Raw genomic sequence first — 21,790 nt, 5'->3', positions numbered from 1 at the left:
ACCTCACGCTGCTGTCTTCGAGGCGTATTTCGCATAGAAGAAATCCCACGCTCGCTCATAGTCCTCTTCCCTATTTGGGAGCATAAACGGCGCCTCGTATGTTATTGTTCTTTCAACGGGACCACCTGGCATAGTGTCGTCCACATAGGTTTTCGACACCGACCCCTCCCTCAAGTCCTTGTGCGCTTCCCAGTTTTTTCTGTCCAAACCCACGCCGGTCAAATTTTTCGAGTTCGTAAATACAATTCGCCCATCAGCGTCATACCAAGTATCACGATCGTATGATTGCATGACTGGAAATTGAACTCGATACATTTGAAGCAGCTCATCAAGGGTAAGCCCCAATGCGATGGCTACCAATACATCAATCTCCAAAAGCGCCTGCCGACGAGCAAAATCGGTCCTCAACGCACTATTTCTTGACCAGGGCCCAGTAGCGATCAGTGCCCCCTCTTTTGAGAGTCTCGGATCATCGCTTGTCCAACCACACGGCTCATAGTCCGAAGAATTTCTACTCCAAAGGTCTCTAAACCATTCGGTTAAGCAATTTAACTGTAATGTCCGATGAATAGCGGTTCCCGGCAGCTCAGCCCACGGAAGATTAACAAGTGAACTCTCTCTTACATTATCTATTCCCGCAACCTTCACAATAAAATCTATAGGCAGAGAGCTCCAAAGAGTAGCCGCTGTAAGCATATCATGCTCACTCTCACAGCTTAGGCTCACAACACCATTTATATGCCCGATCCCCGGGGGAAGTAGCGCGCCCTTCAGAGTTCTTTCGTGGCTCGGCTGAGTCATGGCGCGGAAAGCAAAACGGAAAAATTCGAGATGCGACCGACTCGTATCCCAAGGGACCTTGGGGACCCTTCTTATGTAATCACTCTTTTTTTCTACTGGCGTGTAGTTTGCCCTTGGGAGGTATTCGTCTGAGATCGAATTCACATCGATTACATCATAATCCAAATTTGAAGAGCACTTTTCGCGAGGCGTTTTTGCTAGCGGGTTCTGAAGGTAGAAATTCGGCCCTGAAATTACCATCTCATAGGGATCGTCGTAGAAAGAAGGCTGCCTCTTTATGATTTTTGTTTTTTTAGTGTCGGTAGTTTCATTCCACATCGACGATAGGAAATAATTTTTCACCGCCCCAAGAAAGCTATTCTCTGCCTTAGCAAGGGCGCTCAACGCAGATAGGGTTTGCTTCGAGTGCGGGCCTGGCATCCGAGTTGTTGAGATATCTCGGAATTCATGGCCCTCAATGACATCGGAGAATACTGACAACACGCTTTCATCGACCACAATAATGCGATCCGCATGGCCTCGAACTTCCCATCTACCTCCACCATCCTTAATGCCTGGTACATCACCAATGCCGTCATGCAAAAAACACTCGTCGATCGTTGTGGGCAAAAATAGATTAGAAATATTTAGAAAGCTTACCGAGCCAGTCGTGCCTCCGTATATGTTAATGCTGTATGTTTTGTGGTGATCTACGTCCAAAAACATTCTATCTGAAAGTTCATTTGAAAACTGAAAATGTGCCGCAAGTCTTGCGTAAACGGAGCCTCTAAATTTAGGTGACTTTGGGTCGTAAAAGTGCCCTTCCGGGTGAAGAAGTCCAGCGAAAGCTTTCTCATTAATCAGATTGAACGCTTTTTCGACAAAGCACTTATAAAGATTTGCCCGACCACCTTCGATTAGAGAGTAATTATGAGGGCAGGCTAAAAAAGCCTGAGACCCACCAACAATTTCATATTTCGATACGTAGTCACGAATAATGCTTTGATCATTGAGCAACAACGACTTTTCAGATTCAATCTGTGCAGCAGAAAATTTTCGAATTGCTATATATGGATTTGTATCGGAAAGTTGATCGCGATCAATCCAGTCCGGCCGCATCCATGGGGGATTACCCAGCACTAAATCGAAGCCATCGCTCGGGATGAGAAGATCTCCCAACTCCACAGGCCAGTGAAAGAAAAGCGTGTGTGAGGCAATGCCTTGAGACAGCTTTAATCGTGGAGATCGTGCGATAAGTGTCTCAATGTCCACACGCCCATACGACTTTTGATGATCGAACAGATCAACCCTGTTCGGATCAGCGCCGCTGAGCAGGTTCTCTCTTTGGAACATGTCCGCGCCCGATGAAAGGACGTTGCCTTCCAGGATCAGAGTCATGTCGAGAAGGAACTCATCGCGCGATGGCAATAGATCGGCATGCTCCAAGGGCCAGAACCATAGTGAGCACCAATAGTCCATCGCAGTCTTGAGTCGCTGATAGGGCACCGCGTTGCGAGCCCCCTCGCCGCGCATGCCCGCAAGGCGACGGTTCTTAGCTTTGAAGTCGGTGGCCTCGCCGTCTTCTTCCGGCTGCCCCCACACCGTCAGCGGGTCGGTGTTTTCTTGCCGCTCTTTTGCAAGTGCCTTCGCATTCTCTGCTAAGAGCTCATCAATCACCTGCGACAGGCGTTTGACTTGCGCAATCTCATCGGAGTCCAGCGGTTTGCAGAACTCTTTGCGCCAGTCTTTGAGCTTTTCGAATTCGTCCGGAGCCAACGGCTCAACGATGGCCTTCTTGTAGTCGGCCATGCTGGGATCGGGCAGTAGGAAGTGGTAGACCTCATCTACCTTCCTTGGCGCATCGCTCTTAACGGCACGCGGAGCATGCTTGAACCAGCGGTCATCTGCGTCTGTTTTCTTTCCAATGCGCGAAGCAGGATAGACCTCACGCCGCGCGCCAATCAGCGAGTTACCGGCAAAGAGCTGATCACCAAACCAGGGGACGAAATCTCCTTCGTGGATGCAGTTCAGCCATAGCGAGACCTGTCCCAGCTCCATCGCGATCGGGTTGAGGTCCACCCCAAATGTGTTGCGATCCGTGATATAGGCACGCACCTTTTGCCGCTCGTATGCGTAGCGATCGTGGGGTATGCGCTCGCCCAATTCTTCTTGCTTCTTGGCAAGGTAGGCATCGCTGAGCTGGTTGACCGCTTCGATAAGGAACGCCGCCGATCCCATGGCGGGCTCACAAACGGTGAGCTTCAGAATGTCGTCGGCAGTCTTGTCCTTGAGCAGTTCCTTGAGCGTGTATTTGACAAGGCAGCGAGTCAGGATTTCCGGTGTGTAGTAGGACGCTGAATTCTCGCGATCACGCCCTGCCAAACGATATATGAACGTCCCTTTGCTGTAGATGCGTGGATCGTTGCCGTCATAGACGATCTCGTCCTGCTCATATTTGTCGATATCAGATTTGGGGACGAAGTATGCCGCCTCCAGAGGATCGGGATTCGGTTCTCCGGCCTTCTTCACCTCGTAAAGATCGGTCTGCGCGAAGAAGCCTGAGTAGGAAAGCAGCGCCTCGTATACGGCGCCGAGCTGGTTGATTCCGAGCTGCGCATAGGAGATGCGCCCACGCCGTCCCTGACCCTCGCGCGAAAGAGACATCAACTGGATGATGCGCTGAAGCGTTTCATTGCGGAAGCGCACCTTGCTCAACATCGGTGTTGAATCGGGATCGAAGAGATGCGTCCGTACAGGCCGCATGTCGAAGTCGCGACCGAACTCGTCATCAGACCTCAGATCACTATAGGGCGTCCCTTCGTAGATAAGCTTGAAGAGCAGGCTAAGGCTCTCATGGAGATAGTGACCATCCTTCTCCTCGTCGCTGGTGAGCGGCATCATTTCGAGCTCACGGAGAGATTCCAAGCTGTACCCCTTACGGTAGGCGTCAGACTTCATCGGCGCAAAACCAAGATCGGGTCGCGCCTCGATGTAGAAGAGGAACAGGAGCCGATACATGTACCGCAGGGACTCCAGAGAGAGCTGCCGCGCATCGAGTGCCGCCATACCGTCGCGCGTTTGGTATGCCGTTTCACCGGCGGCCTTGCGCCGCGCGACGATTTTCTCGGCTGCTTCATTGCCAAGAAGCTCGATCGCTTCCCGCAATGCGTATTTGAGGTCCTTGGAAACCCCGTGCGCGTGGCGGTGCGACTCTTCATCGATCGTATCGACGAGCGGGGTACCGGTATCCGGTGCTAAGCACTCATGATGCAAGAGTGCGGTAACCGCTTGCATCGTTGCCGATTCCTTGCGTGAAAAAATTTCCGTGAAGTCAAAGCGCAGCAGGCGGCTCTCACCCCACTTGTTACGATCGATCAGAACGGCTTGTGCCATTGATAGGATCAAGACAAAGCGCGGCGGCTGATCGAGGCCGAAGATGCCCGCCGTCAGGGCTTCTTCATACGTCCCTGAAAACGGCTTGGGTAAATCTCCGGTTTCATCGGGGCCTAGCTGTGCTGCAAAACTCAAAGCGAGTGGATCGGTAACAAAATCCTCACCGGCTGGCGCCAGGGCCTCGATGACCCAAAGATGATCTGTGCCATCAGAACGCGCAGCGCGATGTAGCGCGGGCAACCATGTCCCATCTGCGAGGATGGGTTGTTGCAGCGTACGTTCGTAACCCAGAGCCTTCAAAAGATCATAGGTGAACTCCCGGAAGATTTGGACGCGTTCGTCCGCATCACGTGTGTCCCGGTATTCTGTCGCCGTTCTTATGTAAGGCGTTGCAAGTGCCCCGAACTCCTGGTGCGGGGCTTTGCCGCCCCCATCTTTGAGCTCGTTCCATCGTTCAATGGTCTCCTTGATGTCGCCCTCGAAGACCGTCGTCAGATAGTGATCTGAATAGAACTCGTTTTCGTTGCGGATTCCGGTGAGATCAATTGGCATGGCTTACCCCCTAAAGACCGCAACGATGCGCACGTAAGGATTGGGGTCATCGGCTGTTTGCCGGGTTTCGCTAATCCATTCCCAGTAGTCATTGAAAAGCTTTTCGCTCTTGGCCATCGCCTGCTCAAGCTTCGCCTCCTGAGCGGAGCGAATACCTTTGTCCAAGTCAAACTTGAATCTCAGCTGCTCTTGGTGCCGGTCTTTCAGCTTCTCTAAACGCAGTAGCTGATCCTGAAGCTCGTCATCGATCCGCTTCTGTGTCTTGTTTCGGACGTTTCGTACGTGGTCGCGGGCGCGCTCCACAGCAGTGCCGACCAGTGGTGTGAGCTCTGCGGTCTCCAGGGTGCCCGGGTTTGCCCGCCTGCTCGCGAGATCAAGCTCCGGAAGTAGCTCGTGAAACGGGGCCACCGCCAGGAATTGGTCGCCTTTGAATCGCACGCCGACCCACTCATCGATAACGGCGTGGCCCTTCTTGTTCGGCACAACACCGTTCAAAAGGAACACGACCTCATCGGACGCGAGGGCTCCTTCGACACGCATTACCGGCGCTTCACGCCTCTTGAATAGGCTCGCAGCTTTGTCGCCCAGCCAGTCAATAAGGGGATGCACTTCCCACAAATATTGTGCTGCGGGCCAAGAGCTCTCATCGTTGGAACGGGATTGGCGGATTTGTTCATTAATCAGCTTCGGATCGTCTGTCAGACGTATGACGCCGTCAGCGGGTACAGCCTCTCTGGGCATCCAGCGCGTGTCGATTGACCGTTTGCTACCGACACCGAAATCGCCCCTTTCACGAAGGTCTTCCGGGGTTTCGAGCTGAATGATGCGTGCATCATCGTCAACTTCGAACTCTAGCCGCACCTGTCGCTCCTGCAGTCGCGACAAAGCTGCCTTGGAGAATTCGAAGACGGTAGGAAAGATGCGCGGGACGATGACCGGCTTGGATGGAGACTCTGAAACTGGCGGTCCCGCATCAGGGGTCTCGAACGCCGCCTGGAGTAGAGCTTCAAGGTCGCCCAGCTCTGTTGGATTGGTGTGCTCCGCGTTCGCGTCGAGCTCCCGCGAAAAATCTTCCGCGCTCTGATCGCTTGTCATTGCTTGCGCGACGCGTTCTTCCTGCTCTTCCTCATCGTTCGTGCCAAGAAATGCTGAGGGATCGCCGATGCTCTCCTGAGCTTTGTCGTCCTTGTCCATCAACACTTCAAGAATGCGCTGATCACCGCGGATTTGCGCATTGCTGCTCTCGGTCATCAAATACCACATCAGTGGTTGGCGCTCCTGGCCGTATCGGTCGATCCGGCCGTTTCGCTGCTGAAAAGTCATCAGTGACCAAGGAATATCGAAATGGACCAGGCGGTGACATTGGTGGTGAAGGTTGATGCCCTCGGATGCCATGTCCGAAGCGATGAGGATACGGATCGGCGAGCTCTCTTGTCCAAAGTCATCAACTATCTTTTGGACCTCGATGTCGCTCATGCCGCCGCCGCCATGAAGCTCTGCGACCGCAGCATCCTGCAAGCCGAGATCGGCCCTGAGGTTCTCGGCAAGCCACTTCAGAGTTGCGATGCGTTCAGTAAAAATCACAAGGCGGTCGTTCTTCTTTTTCCCTGACCATCCTGTCTCACTAAGCAACTCCAGAAGCTTCGAGTATTTGGAAAAGCTGCTCTTATCGATAGCTTTCACGGCATCATGAAGTGCTGTCAAAGCGGCAAGGTCAGATTTCTCATCTTCATCGACGACATCAGCGAGCTTCGCGATGCGCTTTTCTAGGGTCTCTGCACAGGCGAAGGGGCTTGAAAACAAGGCCTTTTCGAGCGTTGTCTTGAATAGCCGGGACGCCTTTTTAACTCCCTGATCAGCGTGCAAACGCAGAGACGCCAACTCATCAAAGGCGGATTCCTCGGCAGCGGAGGACGGGACGAGAACCCTTTCTGATTTCCGCTTCGGAATCTTCGAGCCTAGATCGCGTTTAACTTCCTCACTTGTGCGAAAACGCCGAATGAAAAGACCCTTGATATCTTCGGGGCCATAGTTGTCAGGGTCCGCGATCGAGGTTGGATCGAGCATCCTCATCAGGCTTGCAAAGCTGCGGCGACTTCCGTCATGCGGCGTCGCCGAGAGCAAAACGAGCGCATCGGACCGACTTGCAAGGCGCTCTGCCAGCTTGCTCCGCTGACTTTGACCACCACCTGAATTACGTCTTTCGGCGACGTTATGAGCCTCATCGATGATGATCAGGTCCCACCAGGCGTCCTCAATGGCCGTTCTGTATTGCAGGTCATTTTTGAGCGTATCGACCGACACTATGGCGCGGTCGAAATAGTGAAATGGGTTGTGATTGGTTGGTATTTTGTTTCTGACACGCTGAATGCCAATACTATCCAGCCTGGTCAGGGGGATACTGAAGCGTGTCCAGAATTCCTTCTGGAACTGGGTTAGCATGCTTTTCGTGGCAACAACTAGAATGCGTTTGGCGCGGCCCCTGCGCACAAGTTCCGCTGCTAGGATACCTGCCTCCAAGGTCTTGCCGAGCCCGACATCATCGGCGATGAGCATGCGGACTCTCGGAGCGCCAAGTGCCATTTCCGCAGGTCTTAGCTGGAAAGGCAGCTGATCGATCGCGGCCTTGTCTGCGATGACCGGTTTGTCTGAAACAGGCATGGACCGCTGAAGCTGCCCTTCGAGATAAAGCAGTGTGTCTCTAAAGTATGGAGATTGATCGGGCACTAGCTCGGTGCGCGCTGGATCAACCACTTCAATTCGCTTTTCCAGGCTATCTATGAAGACGGCCTCTTTGTCCCGCACAATACCGGATAGACCAACTGCGTAGATCAGCTTACCCGAACGGGGACTTTGTTCTGTGCGTCGTACGAGCCACTCGGCATCTCTAAGTTCGATACGTGCTCCAGGGACTATGCTTTGTTCGAGGGCGGCCATCGAAAATCTACTTTCTCCCTAATATCGGTCCGGCGACGTCAAGCTTATCCTTGGCGCTGGCTTTGCTTCTTTGGACATAGCTTCGCATAAATTCGCGAAGAACTTGTGCCGCAGGCTTGTCTTCCTCGCGGCAGGCCGCCAAGAATTCTTCCCGTAGGTCACGCTGAACCCGTATGCGCAGGCCGACGTCTTTCATAGCTTCGCAGTGTAGCCAATGGATACACATTTGGGTAGGCTTTTCTCAAATTTCTAAGGGCTTAGACCTTACGCACCCGTAAGCTTGCTTCGTCCGGAGCCATCCATCGCCTTCACCCCGTGCCGAGGCGATGGGGGCAAAGGACGACCAGCGCTTGCTTCGGCGGTGATTCCGGATGCCTTCTTGTCCGCCGCCCAGCCCGTTGGCCTTGGTATACCGCTGCTGGCGCCCTGCAGTCCCCCTTCGCACCAGGGATCGTCACCCGACTGGGCCGAAACCAGACCACTCCACCTTCCGCGTCTGGGTTCGGTCGCCACCGGCGATAGAGCCCGGCCCGGCTCGTGCCGGGGATGCCAAAAACACACGATCACCGTGTTGATGGCCGAGACCATCCACATCATTTTAAGGCCGAGCTTGTCCGCCTATTTGCCACTCGCCCTGTGATGCCTCACACTCAAGCGCATGAAGATTATCGGAATTGATTTCACAAGTCGGCCTTCGCGCCGCAAGCCGATTACGGCGCTCCACTGCTCTTTTGAGAGCGGAACACTCACGGCAGAAAACCTTGAACGCTGGGCGAATTTCAGCCTTCTGGAGACATTTCTGAAAACACCAGGACCCTGGATTGCCGGGATAGATTTCCCGTTTGGCCAGGCAAGGCGCTTCATCGAGACGATTGGCTGGCCGCAAGATTGGGCTGGGTACGTGAACCATGTCGGGAAAGCCGACCGCAAGGATTTCCGCCGCGAACTGGACGAGTACCGAAAAGATCGCCCCGCGGGAGACAAAGAGCACCGACGCGCGACAGACATCGCTGCGAGTTCAATCAGCCCGCAAAAGCTGTACGGCGTTCCGGTGGGTCTGATGTTTTTCGAGGGCGCCCCGCGGCTGATCGAAGCCGGTGTTACCATCCCGCACCTGATGCAGGGCGACCCACAGCGCATTGTGGTCGAAGCTTATCCCGGCGTAGCGGCCCGGAACCTTATCGGCAAGCGCAGCTACAAGAACGACACGAAGAAAAAGCAGACCGATGATCAGCGGCATGCCCGCCTGGATGTTCTTGAGGAACTGAAGCGCCGAAGCCAGAAACTGTACGGCTTCACAATAGAAGCTGACACCTCACTCTGCGATGACCCGGGTGCCGATAGCCTTGATGCCTTGCTCTGCGCCGCGCAGGCCGCCTGGGCCTGGACACAGCGCGATGAGGGCTTTGGCGCCCCAGCAACGGTCGATCCTCTCGAAGGCTGGATTGCTGATCCAATTCTGAGAGGTACCGTCTAGCTACCTGATCACGGCCTCTGCCGGGGGTGCCCAATGAGACGGTTTCCTGTGGATGGATCGACAACCAGCCCGATCGAGCATGGCGAAGCTCGGGGCGCCCTCGCTATGCTGGAAGAGTTACTATGCGAGTGAAACAAGGGTTGGTTGATGACGAAAGAGGTGATGTGCGAGTTCGAGCGGATGAGGATTGTCACCGAAACCGGCCGGCAAACACTGGAATGGTTATACAATCACTCCAAACACCCGCAGAGACGGCAGATCGCCAAGAAAGCGCTGGAAGAAATCGACAGCGGTTTAGAGCTGCACAACAGCGCTGATACCAGCAGCCAGTTGGCCCTCTCCTACGCCATTGTATTCATGGCGATAGGAACAGCGGGAAAAGAGCTTCAAGAAGCTCAGTAGCGCCCCTGAAGAAAGACGACAGAAAGGAAAGACATGCTTGGCAAGAAATTTGATGAAGCCCTGATTTTAGCATCCGAGCTTCATCGTCAGCAGACCCGGAAACAAACGCCGATCCCGTATATCGCCCACTTGATGGCCGTCGCGGGCATCGTCATGGAGGCCTATGCCTACCACCAGTTCGACAACATCGAGGACATCGCGATCGGTGCCCTTCTTCATGATGCGATCGAAGACCAAGGTCATCTGATCAATCTTGAAGAGATCAGGCAGCGCTTCGGCGATACGGTGCACGACATTGTCGAGGACTGCTCCGATGCGATCATTGAAGAGGAAGGCCAGGAAAAGGCCCCCTGGCGGGAGAGAAAGGAAACCTACATCGCGCATGTCCGGCACAAACCGATCGAGACCCAGCTGGTGTCTTGCGCGGATAAACTCCACAACGCCCGCTCGATCCTTTTTGACTATGACAAGATCGGGAGCGCGATTTGGGACCGGTTCAACCCGACGAAGGACGACACGCTCTGGTACTATGAGAGCCTCGCAGCCGCCTTCACAGAAGCCTGGCCGGAAAACCCGCTCCTCCCGGATTTCCGGGCAACGGTGGAGAGGATGCGAAAAGCGGTTGAAGCCAGCTAACGGATAGCAGCGGACAGATAGCGCTATCCATCTTAGTTATCCGTTTTATATGGCACCCCAAAAATTGGCGTATTGTGGTACTCATATTCGATACCATTCATAGCGAGCCAGCTCCTGATATCATGGCACTCCGATAGGCTTTGCTGTATAAGCTTCATCAGCAATTTATTCTTTTCTTCCCAGCCTATCGAAATCGAATAGCTGATCTCATCGTCTCCGGGAAAGCCTTCAAGGAGAGGACCTGAATCGTTGCCTTCGAACACGAGGTAATCCGAGTCATTGATGAATGCATCGAGACTATAAGACTGTCCACCCACACTCCTCTCGGCAACGCGTGTTCTGTAATTCTGCCCATCACTCATAACTTCCCCCAAAATACATTTACCGGCCAATTCAAATCAGAAAATTCTATTCGCCTTTTATACCAGATACCGCTGCGAATGAGTCAAGGAAACCAGAGTTTTTTTACAAGAGTGAGAAAGAAGCGCAGAAGACAATGACCACTTGAAGATGGAGCCTTCGCGATACCTGCCCGAAGGTCATCCAGTGTAATTGATCGCAGATAAAACACAGCGCACAAATATTAATCCGGGGACTTCATTATTTATTCTTCCGGGTATTTTCGGTAAGGTGTTAGGATGTCTTTTTCAAATTTTTTAAAATGGTCATTTGTTGCTGTGGTTGCCCTATTGTCGGGCTTTTATGTGTTTCTTTATTTTTCATCGGATCGCCACAAGCTTCCCCCGAACCTACCGCCCGGAGCATTCGCCTTGGCCTTCAAGAATGGCGTGCGCGCCATAATGATCGACATTGAAGACCAACGGTTTAATGAGTTCGCAACCCGCCGTAAATATGTAGCTTCGCCCGTAGAAGACCTTCCGCCGTGGTTCGAAGGCGCTTGGGCATTTTGCAAGCCGCCGACGGAAGAAGAGTGGGAGGAACTGAACCGACTTAACTCGAATCTTGATATGCAAGGGGGCATGCGCCTCGAAGCGCTCTGTAAAATTGAGGTGGATTACGAAAGCTTCACAACGTCAGTCATATTCTCAGTACCTGATCTATAGAACGATAGAGCCCGGCCCGGCTTTCGCCGGGGGTGCCCATACCAACAGACCTACCGCCCGCGATCCTTGCCGCGATCCCGGCTGCGCTTCCGCCGATACCGCTTGATCTGCTCTTCGGCCTTCTCCTCCGTCCGCGGCCTGCGCCCATCACCCGCTTGCCCGCGCCCCTCATCATCGCGCGCGGCCTCCACACCGGCGGCCCGATCAAACTCTTCTGTGAGATCGATAGGCCCCGTCTTCTCCGGCGCCGCCGTGATGTCCTTGGCATTCTCCGCCCAGCGCGAACGCTCCTGCTCCCGCTTTTCAAGCGTCAGGTTTTCGCCCGGACGCTCACCCATCCGCAGAGATGGCATTTCAGTTCGACCGCCACGCGCCTGTTCACGCCCTTGCCGGACAAGGGACGTTTCCAGCGAGGCAAGCTCGCGCTTCTCGACCTTATCGAGCCCGCGCAGCTTTCGGCTTATTCCCATCGCTTGCGCCTGGAGCTTTCTTTCCAGCAGCACACGTTCTTCACGCTGAAGATCGATCAACGCGTCCTTACCCGTCCGATACGCCTGATAGCGCTTTGTATCCTGCCGCTTATGCAGCAGCTTGATCGCCGCACTGACACCGGTGACGCGCCCGAGGAAGGCCGCGAGCCCTGTCGCCCGGCCTCGGCGCCGCCGCTCCCGGATGCGTCTGCCTTCCATCACGTATTCCGCCCGGCGCTGCGCCTGCACCGCCTGCTGCTTTAAAACGAGCGCGGATCTTTCCTTGTCCTGCTTTTCGCGCAGCACCGCTTTTTGTTTCTCGAATTCAGCCCGGCGTTCGGCTTGCCGCTGTTCAAGCGCTGATATCTGCGCCGCTCGATCTTCCACCTTTTCATGCTCTTTGAGCGCCGCGCGGTGCTTTGCCGCGAGCTCCTTGGCCTCGTCAACCGAGGGTAAGGCATCCACCGGATAGGCGTCCTGCAGGAAGGCCTGCACGTCTTTCGCGCGCACCTGCTTGTCCCCGATCATCCGGGGAAGCGCGCTGACATGACCGTAGAGATCAACGACCAGATAAGGCCGGTTCCCTGTCGCCAGGATGTACCCTTGATCGGCGAGAGCTCCGACAAAGGCCTTCGGACTATCCGCTGTGCGCCAAGCCGCCGTGATCTGATCGATCCGGTCCTGCTTGCTGATCCCGGTCTCGCGCTGCTGGTGCATTTCATAGAGGGTGGCTTGGCGTCCGGACTCTGTCCCGCGCTCATAGCCTTTGGGCAAGGACAGCCCGTGCTCCCGCGCAAATTCACGGGTGACCATCATCAGCTTTTGCTTGTCATAGGCGAGATGCACCGCCTTGCCCTGCTGCGCATCGATGCGGGACCAGACGACATGGCAATGCTCACGTCCATGTTTGATGTGAAAGACGACGGCACGCGGCTGCCCGGCCAATCCGAGTTGCTCTTCGGCCCGGTCGATATAATCGAGATATTGTTCTCGGGTCAGCCGCCCCTGCGCCGGATCGGGATTGACGGACAGGCTGTAGAGATATTTCTGGCAGCGTGTGAGCGCATCCGCCTGAAACTCCCACTCGGCAAAGGCGCCATGGAGATCACGGCAGGCCGCACCGCGGATTTGGGCAACCTCGACACGCTCGTTTTCTTGAGCGTTCTGCAAATGGGTGGCGAGGTCCTGCCCCAGCCCGCGGGATGTCGCGAACGGAATCATGGCTTCCGCCCCGTCGCCAGCAACGCCGTCGCGGCAACTTGTTCGATATGCCGGGCCGCGCCTTCCACCGCACGGGAGACATCCTGATCCTGACCGGCCACCTCGACAATGCGATCCAGCCCGTCCCGCATCGCAGCGCATTCCGCGATCAGCTTGGCCAGCAATGCGCGATCGATGGCAGAGCCGCGAACCCGCGGCGGACCGCCTCCAAGAATGCGCATTGTCATGTAGGCGTTGAGCGATATGCCCAGCTCACGCGCGGCCTCCGGGGCCTCATCCCAGCGATCTGCCGGGGGCCTCCAGGAATGGGGCGGTTTACGCTTGTTGCCGGTCGTCTTGCTCATGTCTCCTACGTAGATGAGTGGTTACCGGCCCTGCCTCGGGCCGACCTCACATCACACGCAGGGGCGCAGGGTTTCCCTCCTGCCGGGGTTCAGCGCTCGTACGCTGGTCAGGTTTCCAAAGGGCACGAAGGCTCTTTGCTCCGCCCACCGCAGCTTATCTGCGAAGGTGGGGTCGTTAAGGATGCGCATTTCGCGCATCGTCCATGCCACGCGCTATTCGCGCTACGGCATGAGGGGGTTCCAAGGGGAGAGCGAAATCTCCCTTTGGTGCGGGGTTAAGGGCTGCATAAGGCCCTTACGGCATCCAACCGGCGCACGGTTGGTTGAGGGTATCTAGGGGAGCAAAATCCCCTAGAGCGATGGGTTCCAAGGGAGAGCCAGTCTCCCTGGTCGCCGGTCACAGACCCGGGCGAAACGGCAATGGTGCCAATCATTGCCCTCAGCCGATCTCATCCTCGATGGGTGAGACGGCTGACACAGCCCTTAGGAAAATCCGTGCCAGAGCGCAGATTTTGCTTAGGGCTGCCCTGGGGGGTCCGCGGGGGATGGGAAATCCCCCCGCAAGGTGCGCGTGGTAGTACCACGCACACCTTGTACTCACTCTTATGAGCTTTCACCCTAATTTCAGGATATCGGGAAAACACTGCGAAAAGGTTAATTTTCACTTAATTTGGTAGCACAAACGCAGGCTCAGAGCCAGCTTCAGCCATGCTGCATTGCATCACAAAAACGCTCGGAACGCCTCTCCCGGATCAATACTGAGGCGTCACCGAGGCAGGCGTTTCTCCGGCCCCGTCATAACCCGTCCATCAGATCAACCAGCTGAGAAGGACGGTTCCCATGGACTATGAAACAGAAGTCGCTTTGTATCGCCTGGAGCGGGCAGCCGCGCTTATCCAGAACTGCATCGAGCATGATGCGTTCGATCAACTCGAAGTCGATGAGTACATTCGGTGGCGGGCAGACAGAGCCGAACACGATGCGATCCGCGATGACTGGGAGGCCATCGACTGCCTGATCACAGTCGCGCTGCAAGGGCGCCCGAACAGGCTCTCGTATATGGATGAAGAATGGGAAGCGTTCGCGTTCGGGACGCCCTTCGTCCCTGAAGATGAGGACGATCCCGAACACGACGAATAGGCGCCGGGCGGGATTTTCCCGCTCAGCGCCCGAAGGCGGGAGGCTCTAGGCCCCCGCCTCCGCGGTGTTGATGGCGTACAGGGTGAAGTTGCTGACAACCTGGGTGCCGTAGAGCTTGATGTAGAACGAGCCGTCATCGTTTTCCCAAGCGACCCCGATCCGCTCGTAGCTAGCCTTCTTGCCGTAGCCGATGCGGGTCTTCGCAACGTGGGTCGGCAGGTTCTTGGTTTCGCCGTTGTCTTGGGTCGTATTTTCGGTTTGCGTGCTCATCTTTCTTTCCTTTCGTTTGTGTCGGTCTGGACCATTCCAGCCTTGCCCGCCGATGAGCAGAGCGAAGGTCACGTGTCATGGCCAACACGGTCCGGCGGAGCCTTGGCGAAGACGGATGGTGCGGGCAGTGCCATTGACACGCCGTCAGGGTATGGCCTGCGGTTTGCTAGGCGGCAGCTTTGGGTATGGCTGGAATTGCGTCGCAGAGCGCCCCGGCAAACGTGCCGGAAAGCATGAGCTCCCAACGAACAGACCCGGAACTGGAAACGGCGGAATAGAACGCCGTCCGTCTCACGTTCGCAAAAAACTCAAGAGCGCAGGCCGAAGCGCAGTGCCGATCGGCTGACGAGCTCAGAAAACGGACAGCACTGAGGTTAGACCGAGGCACCGTTTTCCGCACCTGAGCGATAGTCGCTCCATCACATTCTGATGGAGTAAAGCCATGACCAGCCTTCCGGACACTGTCATCTTCAATCGCTGCGCCTATGACGAGCGCGGAAACCTTATCGGCCATGAGCCGATGCGCGTTCGACGAGGCGAAGTCATGGAGTACTGCCTTCGCAGCGAAGGCAGCGGCGTCGCCCTTGTCTTACCTTGCCAGGACGGCAGCGTTTCCCTCATCCCCGTGCGCGAGACACCCGAGATCGTCGCGCGGCTGACCGGCGCCCCGATCAACCTAAGAACCTTGTGGGACTGAGCCATGAGCGATCTCATCCACGGGTCTTGTCAGACAAACCCGGCTTGAGGCGTGGCAGGGGCCTCTGTAGCGTCTTCCAATGACCCGACCGTGCCCATTCAAGTACTTCAAGACGTCGCGCGAGATTATCCGTCTTGCCGTGATGATGTATGTCCGCTTCCCGCTGTCGCTTCGGAATGTCGAAGACCTGCTGCACGAACGTGGGATCGACGTCAGCCACGAGGCGGTCCGGTTCTGGTGGCATCGCTTCGGCCCGATGTTCGCAGCCGAGATCCGGAAACGTCGGATCGAGGGTATGCGGTCGAGCCAATGGCGATGGCATCTCGACGAGATGTTCGTGAAGATCAACGGCGAGCGATACTACCTCTGGCGAGCCGTTGATCACGAGGGAGAGGTCCTCGAGAGCTTCGTGACGAAGACCCGCGACAAGAGGGCTGCGCTTAAGTTCCTCAAGAAAGCAATGCGCAAGCACGGCCGCCCCGAAGTGATCGTGACGGATAGGCTCCGGTCCTACGGCGCCGCGTTGCGCGAAATTGGCGCCGCTCATCGCCGGGAAACAGGGCGCTGGTTGAACAACCGCGCTGAGAATTCACACCTACCATTTCGACGACGGGAGCGGGCGATGCTCCGTTTTCGGCGGATGCGAAGTCTTCAAAAATTTGCCTCCGTCCACGCCTCGGTCTTCAACCATTTCAATTCGGAACGCAGCCTCACCAGCCGACAGGATTTCAAGTTGAACCGAGCCGCTGCTCTAGCCGAGTGGCGCGGTCTCTGCGCTGAATAAAGGACAGCCATCCTGTCCTTGCCGAGACTAGTTAGAATTCGTCTGGCAGCACCGCCAGCCACCTTCGGGTATTCCCCCTATAACAAAGTAGATGCCCTTTCTGCCCGCTATTCCGGGCGGTTGCGCGCTGTTTTGGTGCGCAGAGACGCATTGTAGCGGCGCGGGAGGGCGGGATTTCGGGCACAGTCTCTGCGGGCCATTTCGGCGGTGCGGTTTTTCGTTTCGGGCCGCGATTTACAGGGAAAAACGCATCGGGGGCGCCGCGCCGCTCTTGCGGCGACATGCGTGAATGCAACCGGGCCGATCTCTGGCGCAGAGACCGGCCCGAGGCTCGAACGATTGAAGGGGGGATCAGGCCCTGCCCGCCTCAAGTCGGTTTGCTTTGACAGCACCCACGGGCGGCTTCGGCATCGCCATTGGCGTAAAGCCGCAGCAGTGCGTCTTCTGCGTCTGAGTCCGCAGCCGCGCCACCGCCGCGGGCAACTGTGCCAATAGAGGTCATGTCCCCCTTCCGGGTCAGTGTTTCATCTTGTCGCCAAAGCCGTGGCGGCCGTGGCGCGCCTTCATCCGCTCCTGCATCTGGGCAAACTCCTGTTCCGAGATCGCTCCGTCGCCATCGCTGTCCTGTCGCCCAACGAACCCTGCGCCATGACATTGTGGTTCAGGCATTTCGTTCTGACGAAACTGGCCGTCCTTGTCGCTGTCAAGCCGTTCAAGCATGTGGGCCACACGCGCGCTGGCGCGCGCCTGTGCCTCGGCCTCCAACTCCGAACGGCTGAGGGCACCATCCCCATCGGTATCCGCGCGGGCAAGCCGCTCGGCGCGATGGCCCAGCATTTCTTCCTGCGCGATCTTGCCGTCGCCGTCCGCATCAAGCTCGGTAAAGCTAAAGCGCGGACCATCGCCCGGCCCCATGGCCAGAACCGAAGAGGAGGTCAAGACGACGGATGCCAGGACAATTCCCGCGATCAGTCCTGCGTTTTTCATTTTGGCCTTCCTTTCTCCGTGGCGACACCCTGCCGCTGTTCACTTTTTTCAAACGCAGGAGACGCGGCTTTCCGTCGCTTTTTTCTTTCTTTTCCGGAGGCCTGAAAACGTGAGTATCGCCCGCCTATTTTGCGACATCCGGACGCAAGGCGGTTCCATACCCTTTCATTCGCGGCTATAGACGATCAGATTTCGGGAAATCACCTGGACGAGCAAAACATGACAGATCAGATCGCCTGCACCGGCACCGACCGACCGACATGGCCCGCAGTCTTTGCCGGCTTCCGCGGGCGTTGCCCCAATTGTGGCGAAGGAAAGCTCCTTCATTCCTATCTGAAGGTAAATGACAGCTGCGGAAAATGCGGCGAGGAATATGTTCATCATCAGGCCGACGATGGGCCGGCATATCTGACGATCCTCTTCGTGGGGCACCTGATGGCACCCCTGCTGCTTATGGTGTTCGAAACCTGGAGACCAAGCCCATTGACCCTGTTCGGCATCTTTGCCCTTGGCTGCCTCGCGCTGTCGCTTTACCTTTTGCCCCGGTTGAAAGGCAGCGTCGTTGCCTATCAGTGGGCACGACGGATGCATGGGTTCGGCAATTCGCGCTGAAGGCCGCCCGACGGGAGGATTGATGGAGCAAGACAAAACGACGATCCGCAACGCGGCAACCGTGATCGTGCTGCGCGATCGGGCGGACAACCCGGCAATCCTGATGGGCCAGCGCGGCGCCACGGCAGCGTTCATGCCCAACAAGTTCGTATTTCCCGGCGGGGCCGTCGATGTTGCGGATGCGCAAGTGCAACTGGCCGCACCGCTGCCGCGGGTCTGCGCCGACCGCCTGACGGAAAAGGCCCCCGCGGGTCTGGGTCACGCGTTGGCAGTTGCCGCCGTTCGCGAGTTGTGGGAAGAGACCGGACTGATCCTGGGTACGCCGGGCCACTGGACCGGGGCGGTTCCCGACGATTGGCAAACCTTCGCCGCCACCGGCCATCTGCCAACCGCCGATGCCTTGCAATTCGTGTTTCGGGCACTCACCCCACCGGGGCGCCCTCGCCGCTTTGATGCCCGTTTCTTTCTGGTCGACGCCACGGCGATCAAGGGCGATCTGGACGATTTCACCCATGCCTCGGACGAGCTGTCGCATCTTCAGTGGATTCCCCTGAAAGACGCGCGCAAGTTCGACTTGCCTTTCATCACCGAGGTCGTTCTGGCCGAGGTCGCGGGCCGGGTGGCCGATCCGACCCCGCCGGAAACGGTGCCCTACTTCCACAACAATGAAGAGGCCAGCCTGTTCCTGCGCCTGCGCGGTTACCCGATGCCCGAAACCGGATGACACCGGCGGGGCCGAGCGCCGCGAGATTTGAATTGAAAGCTTGCCGACAAGATCCTTTTCAGGACCTTGTCCCGTTCCCGCTCAGCGCATCCGGCTGATCACCACGGTCACTTCCGGCTTCTTTCCCAACTCGCTTTGCGCGGTCTGGCGTGCGATGCGCTTCAGGGCCTCTTCCAGCCGGTCGTCATCACGCAGGGTCTTCTGGTTGGAGCGCATCAGAAACTGGTTCAGGTCCTCTTCCATCACCTCGACCAGAGGCGCATTCGACGAACCGATCTCGGGAAGGCCGATCAAGTCGCACCACGGCTCACCCAGCGGCTCGTCCTCTTCGTCGAGGATCACCGTTACCGTCACGTGCCCGTTCAGCGCCATCCGGATCCGGTCGCGGACCACCCCGTCAAGCGCGCCGACCTGGATGGTGCCATCCAGATAGGTGCGGCCGGTTTCCACATGGCCCGCCACCACCGGCGCATTGCCAGAGAGGTCCAGCATTGTACCATTCACGGCGACTACCCCCTGGCGGCCACCCGCCTCGGCAAGGCGCGCATGTTCGCGCAAATGACGGTGTTCGCCATGCATAGGGATCACCATCTGAGGATCGACAAGCGCATGCATCCGTTCCAGATCGGGGCGATTGGCGTGACCAGAAACGTGATAAAGCCCTGAACTGTCATCGACCACATCCACGCCCTTTTCGGACAGTTGGTTGATGATGCGAATGACGTCCTTCTCGTTGCCCGGAATAGTCTTGGACGAAAACAGGAACAGATCACCTTCTGTCATCTCCAGGCCGCGGTACTTGCCGCGCGCCAGTTGCGCGCTGGCGGCACGTCGCTCGCCCTGGCTGCCGGTCACGATAAGCATCAGGTGATCTCGGGGAACATCCTGCGCCTCTTCGGCGCTGAGCACGCTCGGAAAGTCGGTCAGGACACCGGTTTCGATCGAAGCTTCGATCATGCGCCGCATGGCGCGACCGAGCAGGACCACCGAACGCCCGGCACGTATCCCTGCCTCTGCAAGTGTCCGCACACGGGCCACGTTCGACGCAAAAGTGGTGGCCACCACCATACCGGATGCCCCCGCAACCAGCTTGATGATCTCGGGTCCCACCTCGGCCTCGGAGCGGCCGGGATTGGGGGAGAACACGTTGGTGGAGTCGCACACCAGCGCGCGCACGCCACCCTTGCCGATCTCGCCCCACAGATCGGGATCAAAGGCTTCGCCGACCATCGGTTCGGGATCCAGCTTGAAATCTCCGGTGTGCACGATGCGTCCTGCCGGCGTGTCTATGACCAGGCCCGCGCTTTCGGGAATGGAATGGGAAACCGGTAGGAAACCGACGGTGAACGGTCCCGCCTTGATCGTTTCGGGCCAGGCCGAGGCCGTCGTTACGGTGTCCGCGGGATGGCCAAGCTCGTCCATCTTGCGCCGCGCAATGTTCGCGGTAAAGGTCCGCGCGTAGATCGGGGCGCGCAGTGCCTCATGGCAATGGGCCACTGCGCCCACGTGGTCTTCGTGCGCATGGGTTATGAAGATGGCCTCCAGCCGGTCAACGTTCTCCTTCAACCAGGAAATGTCCGCCCAGATCAGATCCACACCCGGAGACGTATCCATGTCGGAAAAAGCCACCCCCAGATCGACAAGGATCAGCCGTTCCTCACCCGGCTTGCCGTATCCGTAGACATAGGCGTTCATGCCGATCTCGCCGGCGCCTCCCAGAGGAAGGTAGATCAGTCTTTCACGGCTCATGCGGTCCCGTTTTCCTTGTTGTAGCGATGGATCACGGTCAGACCGTGCATCGTCAGGTCGTCCTCGAATATATCGAACAGAATTTCGCTTTGCTGAAACAGTGCCGCCAGGCCACCGGTCGCGATGACCTGCATGTCGCGGTTGCGCTCGGCCTTGATACGCGCGCAGATTTCCTTGACAAGCCCGACGTATCCCCAGAAAACCCCCGATTGCATGCAGGCCACTGTATTGGTTCCGATGACCGCCTGTGGCTTGGCGATGTCCACATGCGGCAGCGCCGCTGCCGCCATGTGCAGCGCCTCAAGGCTCAGGTTGACGCCCGGCGCAATGACGCCACCAACATAGGCCCCATCGTCATCGACCACGTCGAAGGTTGTGGCCGTACCGAAATCGACGACGATCTTGTTGCCCCCGTGGCGGTCAAAGGCACCAGCCGCGTTGACAAGCCGGTCCGGCCCGACTGCGGTTCCGGCATCGACACGCGGCGCGGTGGGCAGCAGGCATTCGGGTTTTCCGACCACCAAAGGGCGGCACCCGAAGAACCGGTCAGAAAAGACACGCAGGTTGAACACCACCCGTGGCACGGTCGAAGAGATGATCACATCCGTTATGTCGGCTTCGATCCCGTAATGTTTGATCAGGGTCGAGAACCAGGTGAAATAGGCGTCCGCTGTCCGAGCGTGATGGGTCGAAGTCCTGAGCGTACACAGGAATTTCTCACCATCCCAGATCGAGAACACGGTATTGGTATTACCGCAATCAATGGCCAGAAGCATGATCCAACTCTCCTAATAATAGACGTCCGCTGCCGGAATGCTGACGCGGCCATGAGCGGTGTGTAGGACAAGGTTACCATCCGCGTCCACAGTTTCGAAAGTTCCCACCGTCTCGGACGTTGCGGTACGCGCGGTGATCACTTCGCCCAGACGGGCGGCCCGGGCCAGCCAGGCGCTGCGGATCGGGGCAAAACCATATGTCTCGAACTGCGCCTCGTACCGGGCATATGCTGCGGCGAGTTCGGTCAGGAACATTTCGGGCTCAACCCGCAGACCTGTTTCCGAAAGGAGCGACACGGGCCGGACCGCGCCCGGTTCTACCGCATCGGCACCGGGGGCGTCAGCCAGGTTCACGCCGATACCAATGGCAAGGTGCGCCACGCCAGTTCCATGGCCAGAACTTTCCAGCAGGATGCCCGCCAGTTTTCCGCCATTCAGCAGAACATCGTTGGGCCATTTAAGGGCCAGCCCTTCGGCCCTGCCGGTGACCGAGACACAGGCATCAAATAACGCCAGCGACGCGACAAAACTGCGTAGAGCCACCTGCCCGGCCTCGCCCACCGGCCGCAAGACCAGCGTCGCCGCAAGATTTCCGGCAGGCTGCACCCAGGTCCGGCCACGACGCCCGCGCGCGGCAGTCTGGCGCCGCGCCATGATCCATTCCGGTCCGGCCAGAGACGCCGCGATCCGGTTCGCCTCGTTCAGGGTGCTGTCGACTTCGTCCAGCACCCGTTTCCCGTAGCCTTGCGGCCATTCGCTCATCGGACAAAAAGGC

At 57.2% G+C, this 21,790-nt stretch carries 19 protein-coding genes; 9 read left to right on the top strand and 10 right to left on the bottom strand.

Going from position 1 to position 21,790, the window contains the following annotated elements; genetic code table 11:
• Window positions 1–3: 3 nt before the first annotated feature.
• Window positions 4–4,725, bottom strand: coding sequence for a DNA methyltransferase family protein (locus BLT75_RS20915; protein ID WP_093036719.1), 4,722 nt, complete (start codon window positions 4,723–4,725; stop codon window positions 4–6).
• Window positions 4,726–4,728: 3 nt separating this feature from the next.
• The gene (locus BLT75_RS20910) at window positions 4,729–7,662 is read right to left on the bottom strand and encodes a helicase-related protein (protein WP_093036716.1); all 2,934 of its coding nucleotides are present in this window, start codon (window positions 7,660–7,662) and stop codon (window positions 4,729–4,731) included.
• A 658-nt stretch (window positions 7,663–8,320) separates the two neighbouring features.
• On the opposite strand from BLT75_RS20910, the gene BLT75_RS20900 reads away from it, so the two are divergent.
• The 3 genes from BLT75_RS20900 (at window position 8,321) to BLT75_RS20890 (ending at window position 10,177) form a co-directional block, all read left to right on the top strand.
• Complete coding sequence (locus tag BLT75_RS20900) at window positions 8,321–9,139, top strand: DUF429 domain-containing protein (RefSeq protein WP_093036709.1); 819 nt, start codon at window positions 8,321–8,323, stop codon at window positions 9,137–9,139.
• 147 nt (window positions 9,140–9,286) lie between these two features.
• Complete coding sequence (locus BLT75_RS20895) at window positions 9,287–9,541, top strand: hypothetical protein (protein WP_093036706.1); 255 nt, start codon at window positions 9,287–9,289, stop codon at window positions 9,539–9,541.
• A 33-nt stretch (window positions 9,542–9,574) separates the two neighbouring features.
• A complete protein-coding gene (locus BLT75_RS20890; protein ID WP_093036703.1) occupies window positions 9,575–10,177 on the top strand; it encodes an HD domain-containing protein in 603 nt (200 codons plus the stop codon).
• Between the two features lie 32 nt (window positions 10,178–10,209).
• Here the strand turns inward: BLT75_RS20890 and BLT75_RS20885 are convergent, their stop codons facing one another.
• Window positions 10,210–10,539, bottom strand: a complete 330-nt coding sequence (locus tag BLT75_RS20885) for a hypothetical protein (RefSeq protein WP_093036700.1) — start codon at window positions 10,537–10,539, stop codon at window positions 10,210–10,212.
• Window positions 10,540–10,815: 276 nt separating this feature from the next.
• Between BLT75_RS20885 and BLT75_RS20880 the strand changes: the two genes are divergently transcribed.
• Entirely contained in the window at window positions 10,816–11,241 is a 426-nt protein-coding gene (locus BLT75_RS20880; RefSeq protein ID WP_143028615.1) for a hypothetical protein, read from the top strand.
• Between the two features lie 50 nt (window positions 11,242–11,291).
• Here the strand turns inward: BLT75_RS20880 and BLT75_RS20875 are convergent, their stop codons facing one another.
• Entirely contained in the window at window positions 11,292–12,932 is a 1,641-nt protein-coding gene (locus tag BLT75_RS20875) for a relaxase/mobilization nuclease domain-containing protein (protein ID WP_093036694.1), read from the bottom strand.
• Complete coding sequence (locus tag BLT75_RS20870) at window positions 12,929–13,276, bottom strand: hypothetical protein (protein ID WP_093036691.1); 348 nt, start codon at window positions 13,274–13,276, stop codon at window positions 12,929–12,931. Before BLT75_RS20870 ends, BLT75_RS20875 begins: the two co-directional genes overlap by 4 nt.
• Window positions 13,277–14,116: 840 nt before the next feature.
• On the opposite strand from BLT75_RS20870, the gene BLT75_RS20865 reads away from it, so the two are divergent.
• Window positions 14,117–14,416, top strand: coding sequence for a hypothetical protein (locus BLT75_RS20865; protein ID WP_093036688.1), 300 nt, complete (start codon window positions 14,117–14,119; stop codon window positions 14,414–14,416).
• Between the two features lie 45 nt (window positions 14,417–14,461).
• Here BLT75_RS20865 and BLT75_RS20860 read toward each other — a convergent pair whose 3' ends face one another.
• On the bottom strand, window positions 14,462–14,686 hold the full coding sequence (locus BLT75_RS20860; RefSeq protein ID WP_093036757.1) for a hypothetical protein: 225 nt from the start codon (window positions 14,684–14,686) through the stop codon (window positions 14,462–14,464).
• Window positions 14,687–15,128: 442 nt separating this feature from the next.
• On the opposite strand from BLT75_RS20860, the gene BLT75_RS20855 reads away from it, so the two are divergent.
• Window positions 15,129–15,383 (top strand): hypothetical protein, encoded by a 255-nt coding sequence (locus tag BLT75_RS20855; protein ID WP_093036685.1) that lies wholly within the window; start codon window positions 15,129–15,131, stop codon window positions 15,381–15,383.
• A 79-nt stretch (window positions 15,384–15,462) separates the two neighbouring features.
• A complete protein-coding gene (locus BLT75_RS20850; RefSeq protein ID WP_093036682.1) occupies window positions 15,463–16,167 on the top strand; it encodes an IS6 family transposase in 705 nt (234 codons plus the stop codon).
• Between the two features lie 516 nt (window positions 16,168–16,683).
• Here the strand turns inward: BLT75_RS20850 and BLT75_RS20845 are convergent.
• Window positions 16,684–17,154, bottom strand: coding sequence for an EF-hand domain-containing protein (locus BLT75_RS20845; RefSeq protein ID WP_093036679.1), 471 nt, complete (start codon window positions 17,152–17,154; stop codon window positions 16,684–16,686).
• Between the two features lie 219 nt (window positions 17,155–17,373).
• Between BLT75_RS20845 and BLT75_RS20840 the strand changes: the two genes are divergently transcribed.
• Both BLT75_RS20840 and BLT75_RS20835 read left to right on the top strand, forming a co-directional pair.
• On the top strand, window positions 17,374–17,766 hold the full coding sequence (locus BLT75_RS20840) for a DUF983 domain-containing protein (protein WP_093036676.1): 393 nt from the start codon (window positions 17,374–17,376) through the stop codon (window positions 17,764–17,766).
• A 22-nt stretch (window positions 17,767–17,788) separates the two neighbouring features.
• Window positions 17,789–18,490 (top strand): NUDIX hydrolase, encoded by a 702-nt coding sequence (locus BLT75_RS20835; protein WP_093036673.1) that lies wholly within the window; start codon window positions 17,789–17,791, stop codon window positions 18,488–18,490.
• 81 nt (window positions 18,491–18,571) lie between these two features.
• On the opposite strand, the gene BLT75_RS20830 is transcribed toward BLT75_RS20835, so the two are convergent.
• Genes BLT75_RS20830 through BLT75_RS20820 form a run of 3 tightly spaced genes read right to left on the bottom strand, consistent with a single transcriptional unit; the run spans window position 18,572 to window position 21,777 of the window.
• On the bottom strand, window positions 18,572–20,239 hold the full coding sequence (locus BLT75_RS20830) for a ribonuclease J (RefSeq protein WP_093036670.1): 1,668 nt from the start codon (window positions 20,237–20,239) through the stop codon (window positions 18,572–18,574).
• The gene (locus BLT75_RS20825) at window positions 20,236–21,015 is read right to left on the bottom strand and encodes a type III pantothenate kinase (RefSeq protein WP_093036667.1); all 780 of its coding nucleotides are present in this window, start codon (window positions 21,013–21,015) and stop codon (window positions 20,236–20,238) included. Before BLT75_RS20825 ends, BLT75_RS20830 begins: the two co-directional genes overlap by 4 nt.
• A 12-nt stretch (window positions 21,016–21,027) precedes the next feature.
• Window positions 21,028–21,777: a biotin--[acetyl-CoA-carboxylase] ligase gene (locus BLT75_RS20820; protein ID WP_093036664.1), complete on the bottom strand. Its 750-nt coding sequence runs from the start codon at window positions 21,775–21,777 to the stop codon at window positions 21,028–21,030.
• Window positions 21,778–21,790: the final 13 nt, after the last annotated feature.

The sequence above is a fragment of the Ruegeria marina genome, assembly GCF_900101475.1.
GTDB classification, from domain to species: Bacteria; Pseudomonadota; Alphaproteobacteria; order Rhodobacterales; family Rhodobacteraceae; genus Ruegeria_B; species Ruegeria_B marina.
Note: the sequence above shows the minus strand (reverse complement) of the source record. Positions and strands in the feature narration are given on the sequence as shown.

Coding starts and splice junctions, on each gene's coding strand:
- BLT75_RS20840 (WP_093036676.1), top strand. CDS start 17,374: ATGACAGATCAGATCGCCTGCACCGGCACCGACCGACCGACATGGCCC.
- BLT75_RS20915 (WP_093036719.1), bottom strand. CDS start 4,725: ATGCCAATTGATCTCACCGGAATCCGCAACGAAAACGAGTTCTATTCA.
- BLT75_RS20855 (WP_093036685.1), top strand. CDS start 15,129: ATGACCAGCCTTCCGGACACTGTCATCTTCAATCGCTGCGCCTATGAC.
- BLT75_RS20865 (WP_093036688.1), top strand. CDS start 14,117: ATGGACTATGAAACAGAAGTCGCTTTGTATCGCCTGGAGCGGGCAGCC.
- BLT75_RS20885 (WP_093036700.1), bottom strand. CDS start 10,539: ATGAGTGATGGGCAGAATTACAGAACACGCGTTGCCGAGAGGAGTGTG.
- BLT75_RS20835 (WP_093036673.1), top strand. CDS start 17,789: ATGGAGCAAGACAAAACGACGATCCGCAACGCGGCAACCGTGATCGTG.
- BLT75_RS20825 (WP_093036667.1), bottom strand. CDS start 21,015: ATGCTTCTGGCCATTGATTGCGGTAATACCAATACCGTGTTCTCGATC.
- BLT75_RS20910 (WP_093036716.1), bottom strand. CDS start 7,662: ATGGCCGCCCTCGAACAAAGCATAGTCCCTGGAGCACGTATCGAACTT.
- BLT75_RS20860 (WP_093036757.1), bottom strand. CDS start 14,686: ATGAGCACGCAAACCGAAAATACGACCCAAGACAACGGCGAAACCAAG.
- BLT75_RS20820 (WP_093036664.1), bottom strand. CDS start 21,777: ATGAGCGAATGGCCGCAAGGCTACGGGAAACGGGTGCTGGACGAAGTC.
- BLT75_RS20880 (WP_143028615.1), top strand. CDS start 10,816: ATGTCTTTTTCAAATTTTTTAAAATGGTCATTTGTTGCTGTGGTTGCC.
- BLT75_RS20895 (WP_093036706.1), top strand. CDS start 9,287: ATGACGAAAGAGGTGATGTGCGAGTTCGAGCGGATGAGGATTGTCACC.
- BLT75_RS20870 (WP_093036691.1), bottom strand. CDS start 13,276: ATGAGCAAGACGACCGGCAACAAGCGTAAACCGCCCCATTCCTGGAGG.
- BLT75_RS20875 (WP_093036694.1), bottom strand. CDS start 12,932: ATGATTCCGTTCGCGACATCCCGCGGGCTGGGGCAGGACCTCGCCACC.
- BLT75_RS20830 (WP_093036670.1), bottom strand. CDS start 20,239: ATGAGCCGTGAAAGACTGATCTACCTTCCTCTGGGAGGCGCCGGCGAG.
- BLT75_RS20890 (WP_093036703.1), top strand. CDS start 9,575: ATGCTTGGCAAGAAATTTGATGAAGCCCTGATTTTAGCATCCGAGCTT.
- BLT75_RS20900 (WP_093036709.1), top strand. CDS start 8,321: ATGAAGATTATCGGAATTGATTTCACAAGTCGGCCTTCGCGCCGCAAG.
- BLT75_RS20850 (WP_093036682.1), top strand. CDS start 15,463: ATGACCCGACCGTGCCCATTCAAGTACTTCAAGACGTCGCGCGAGATT.
- BLT75_RS20845 (WP_093036679.1), bottom strand. CDS start 17,154: ATGAAAAACGCAGGACTGATCGCGGGAATTGTCCTGGCATCCGTCGTC.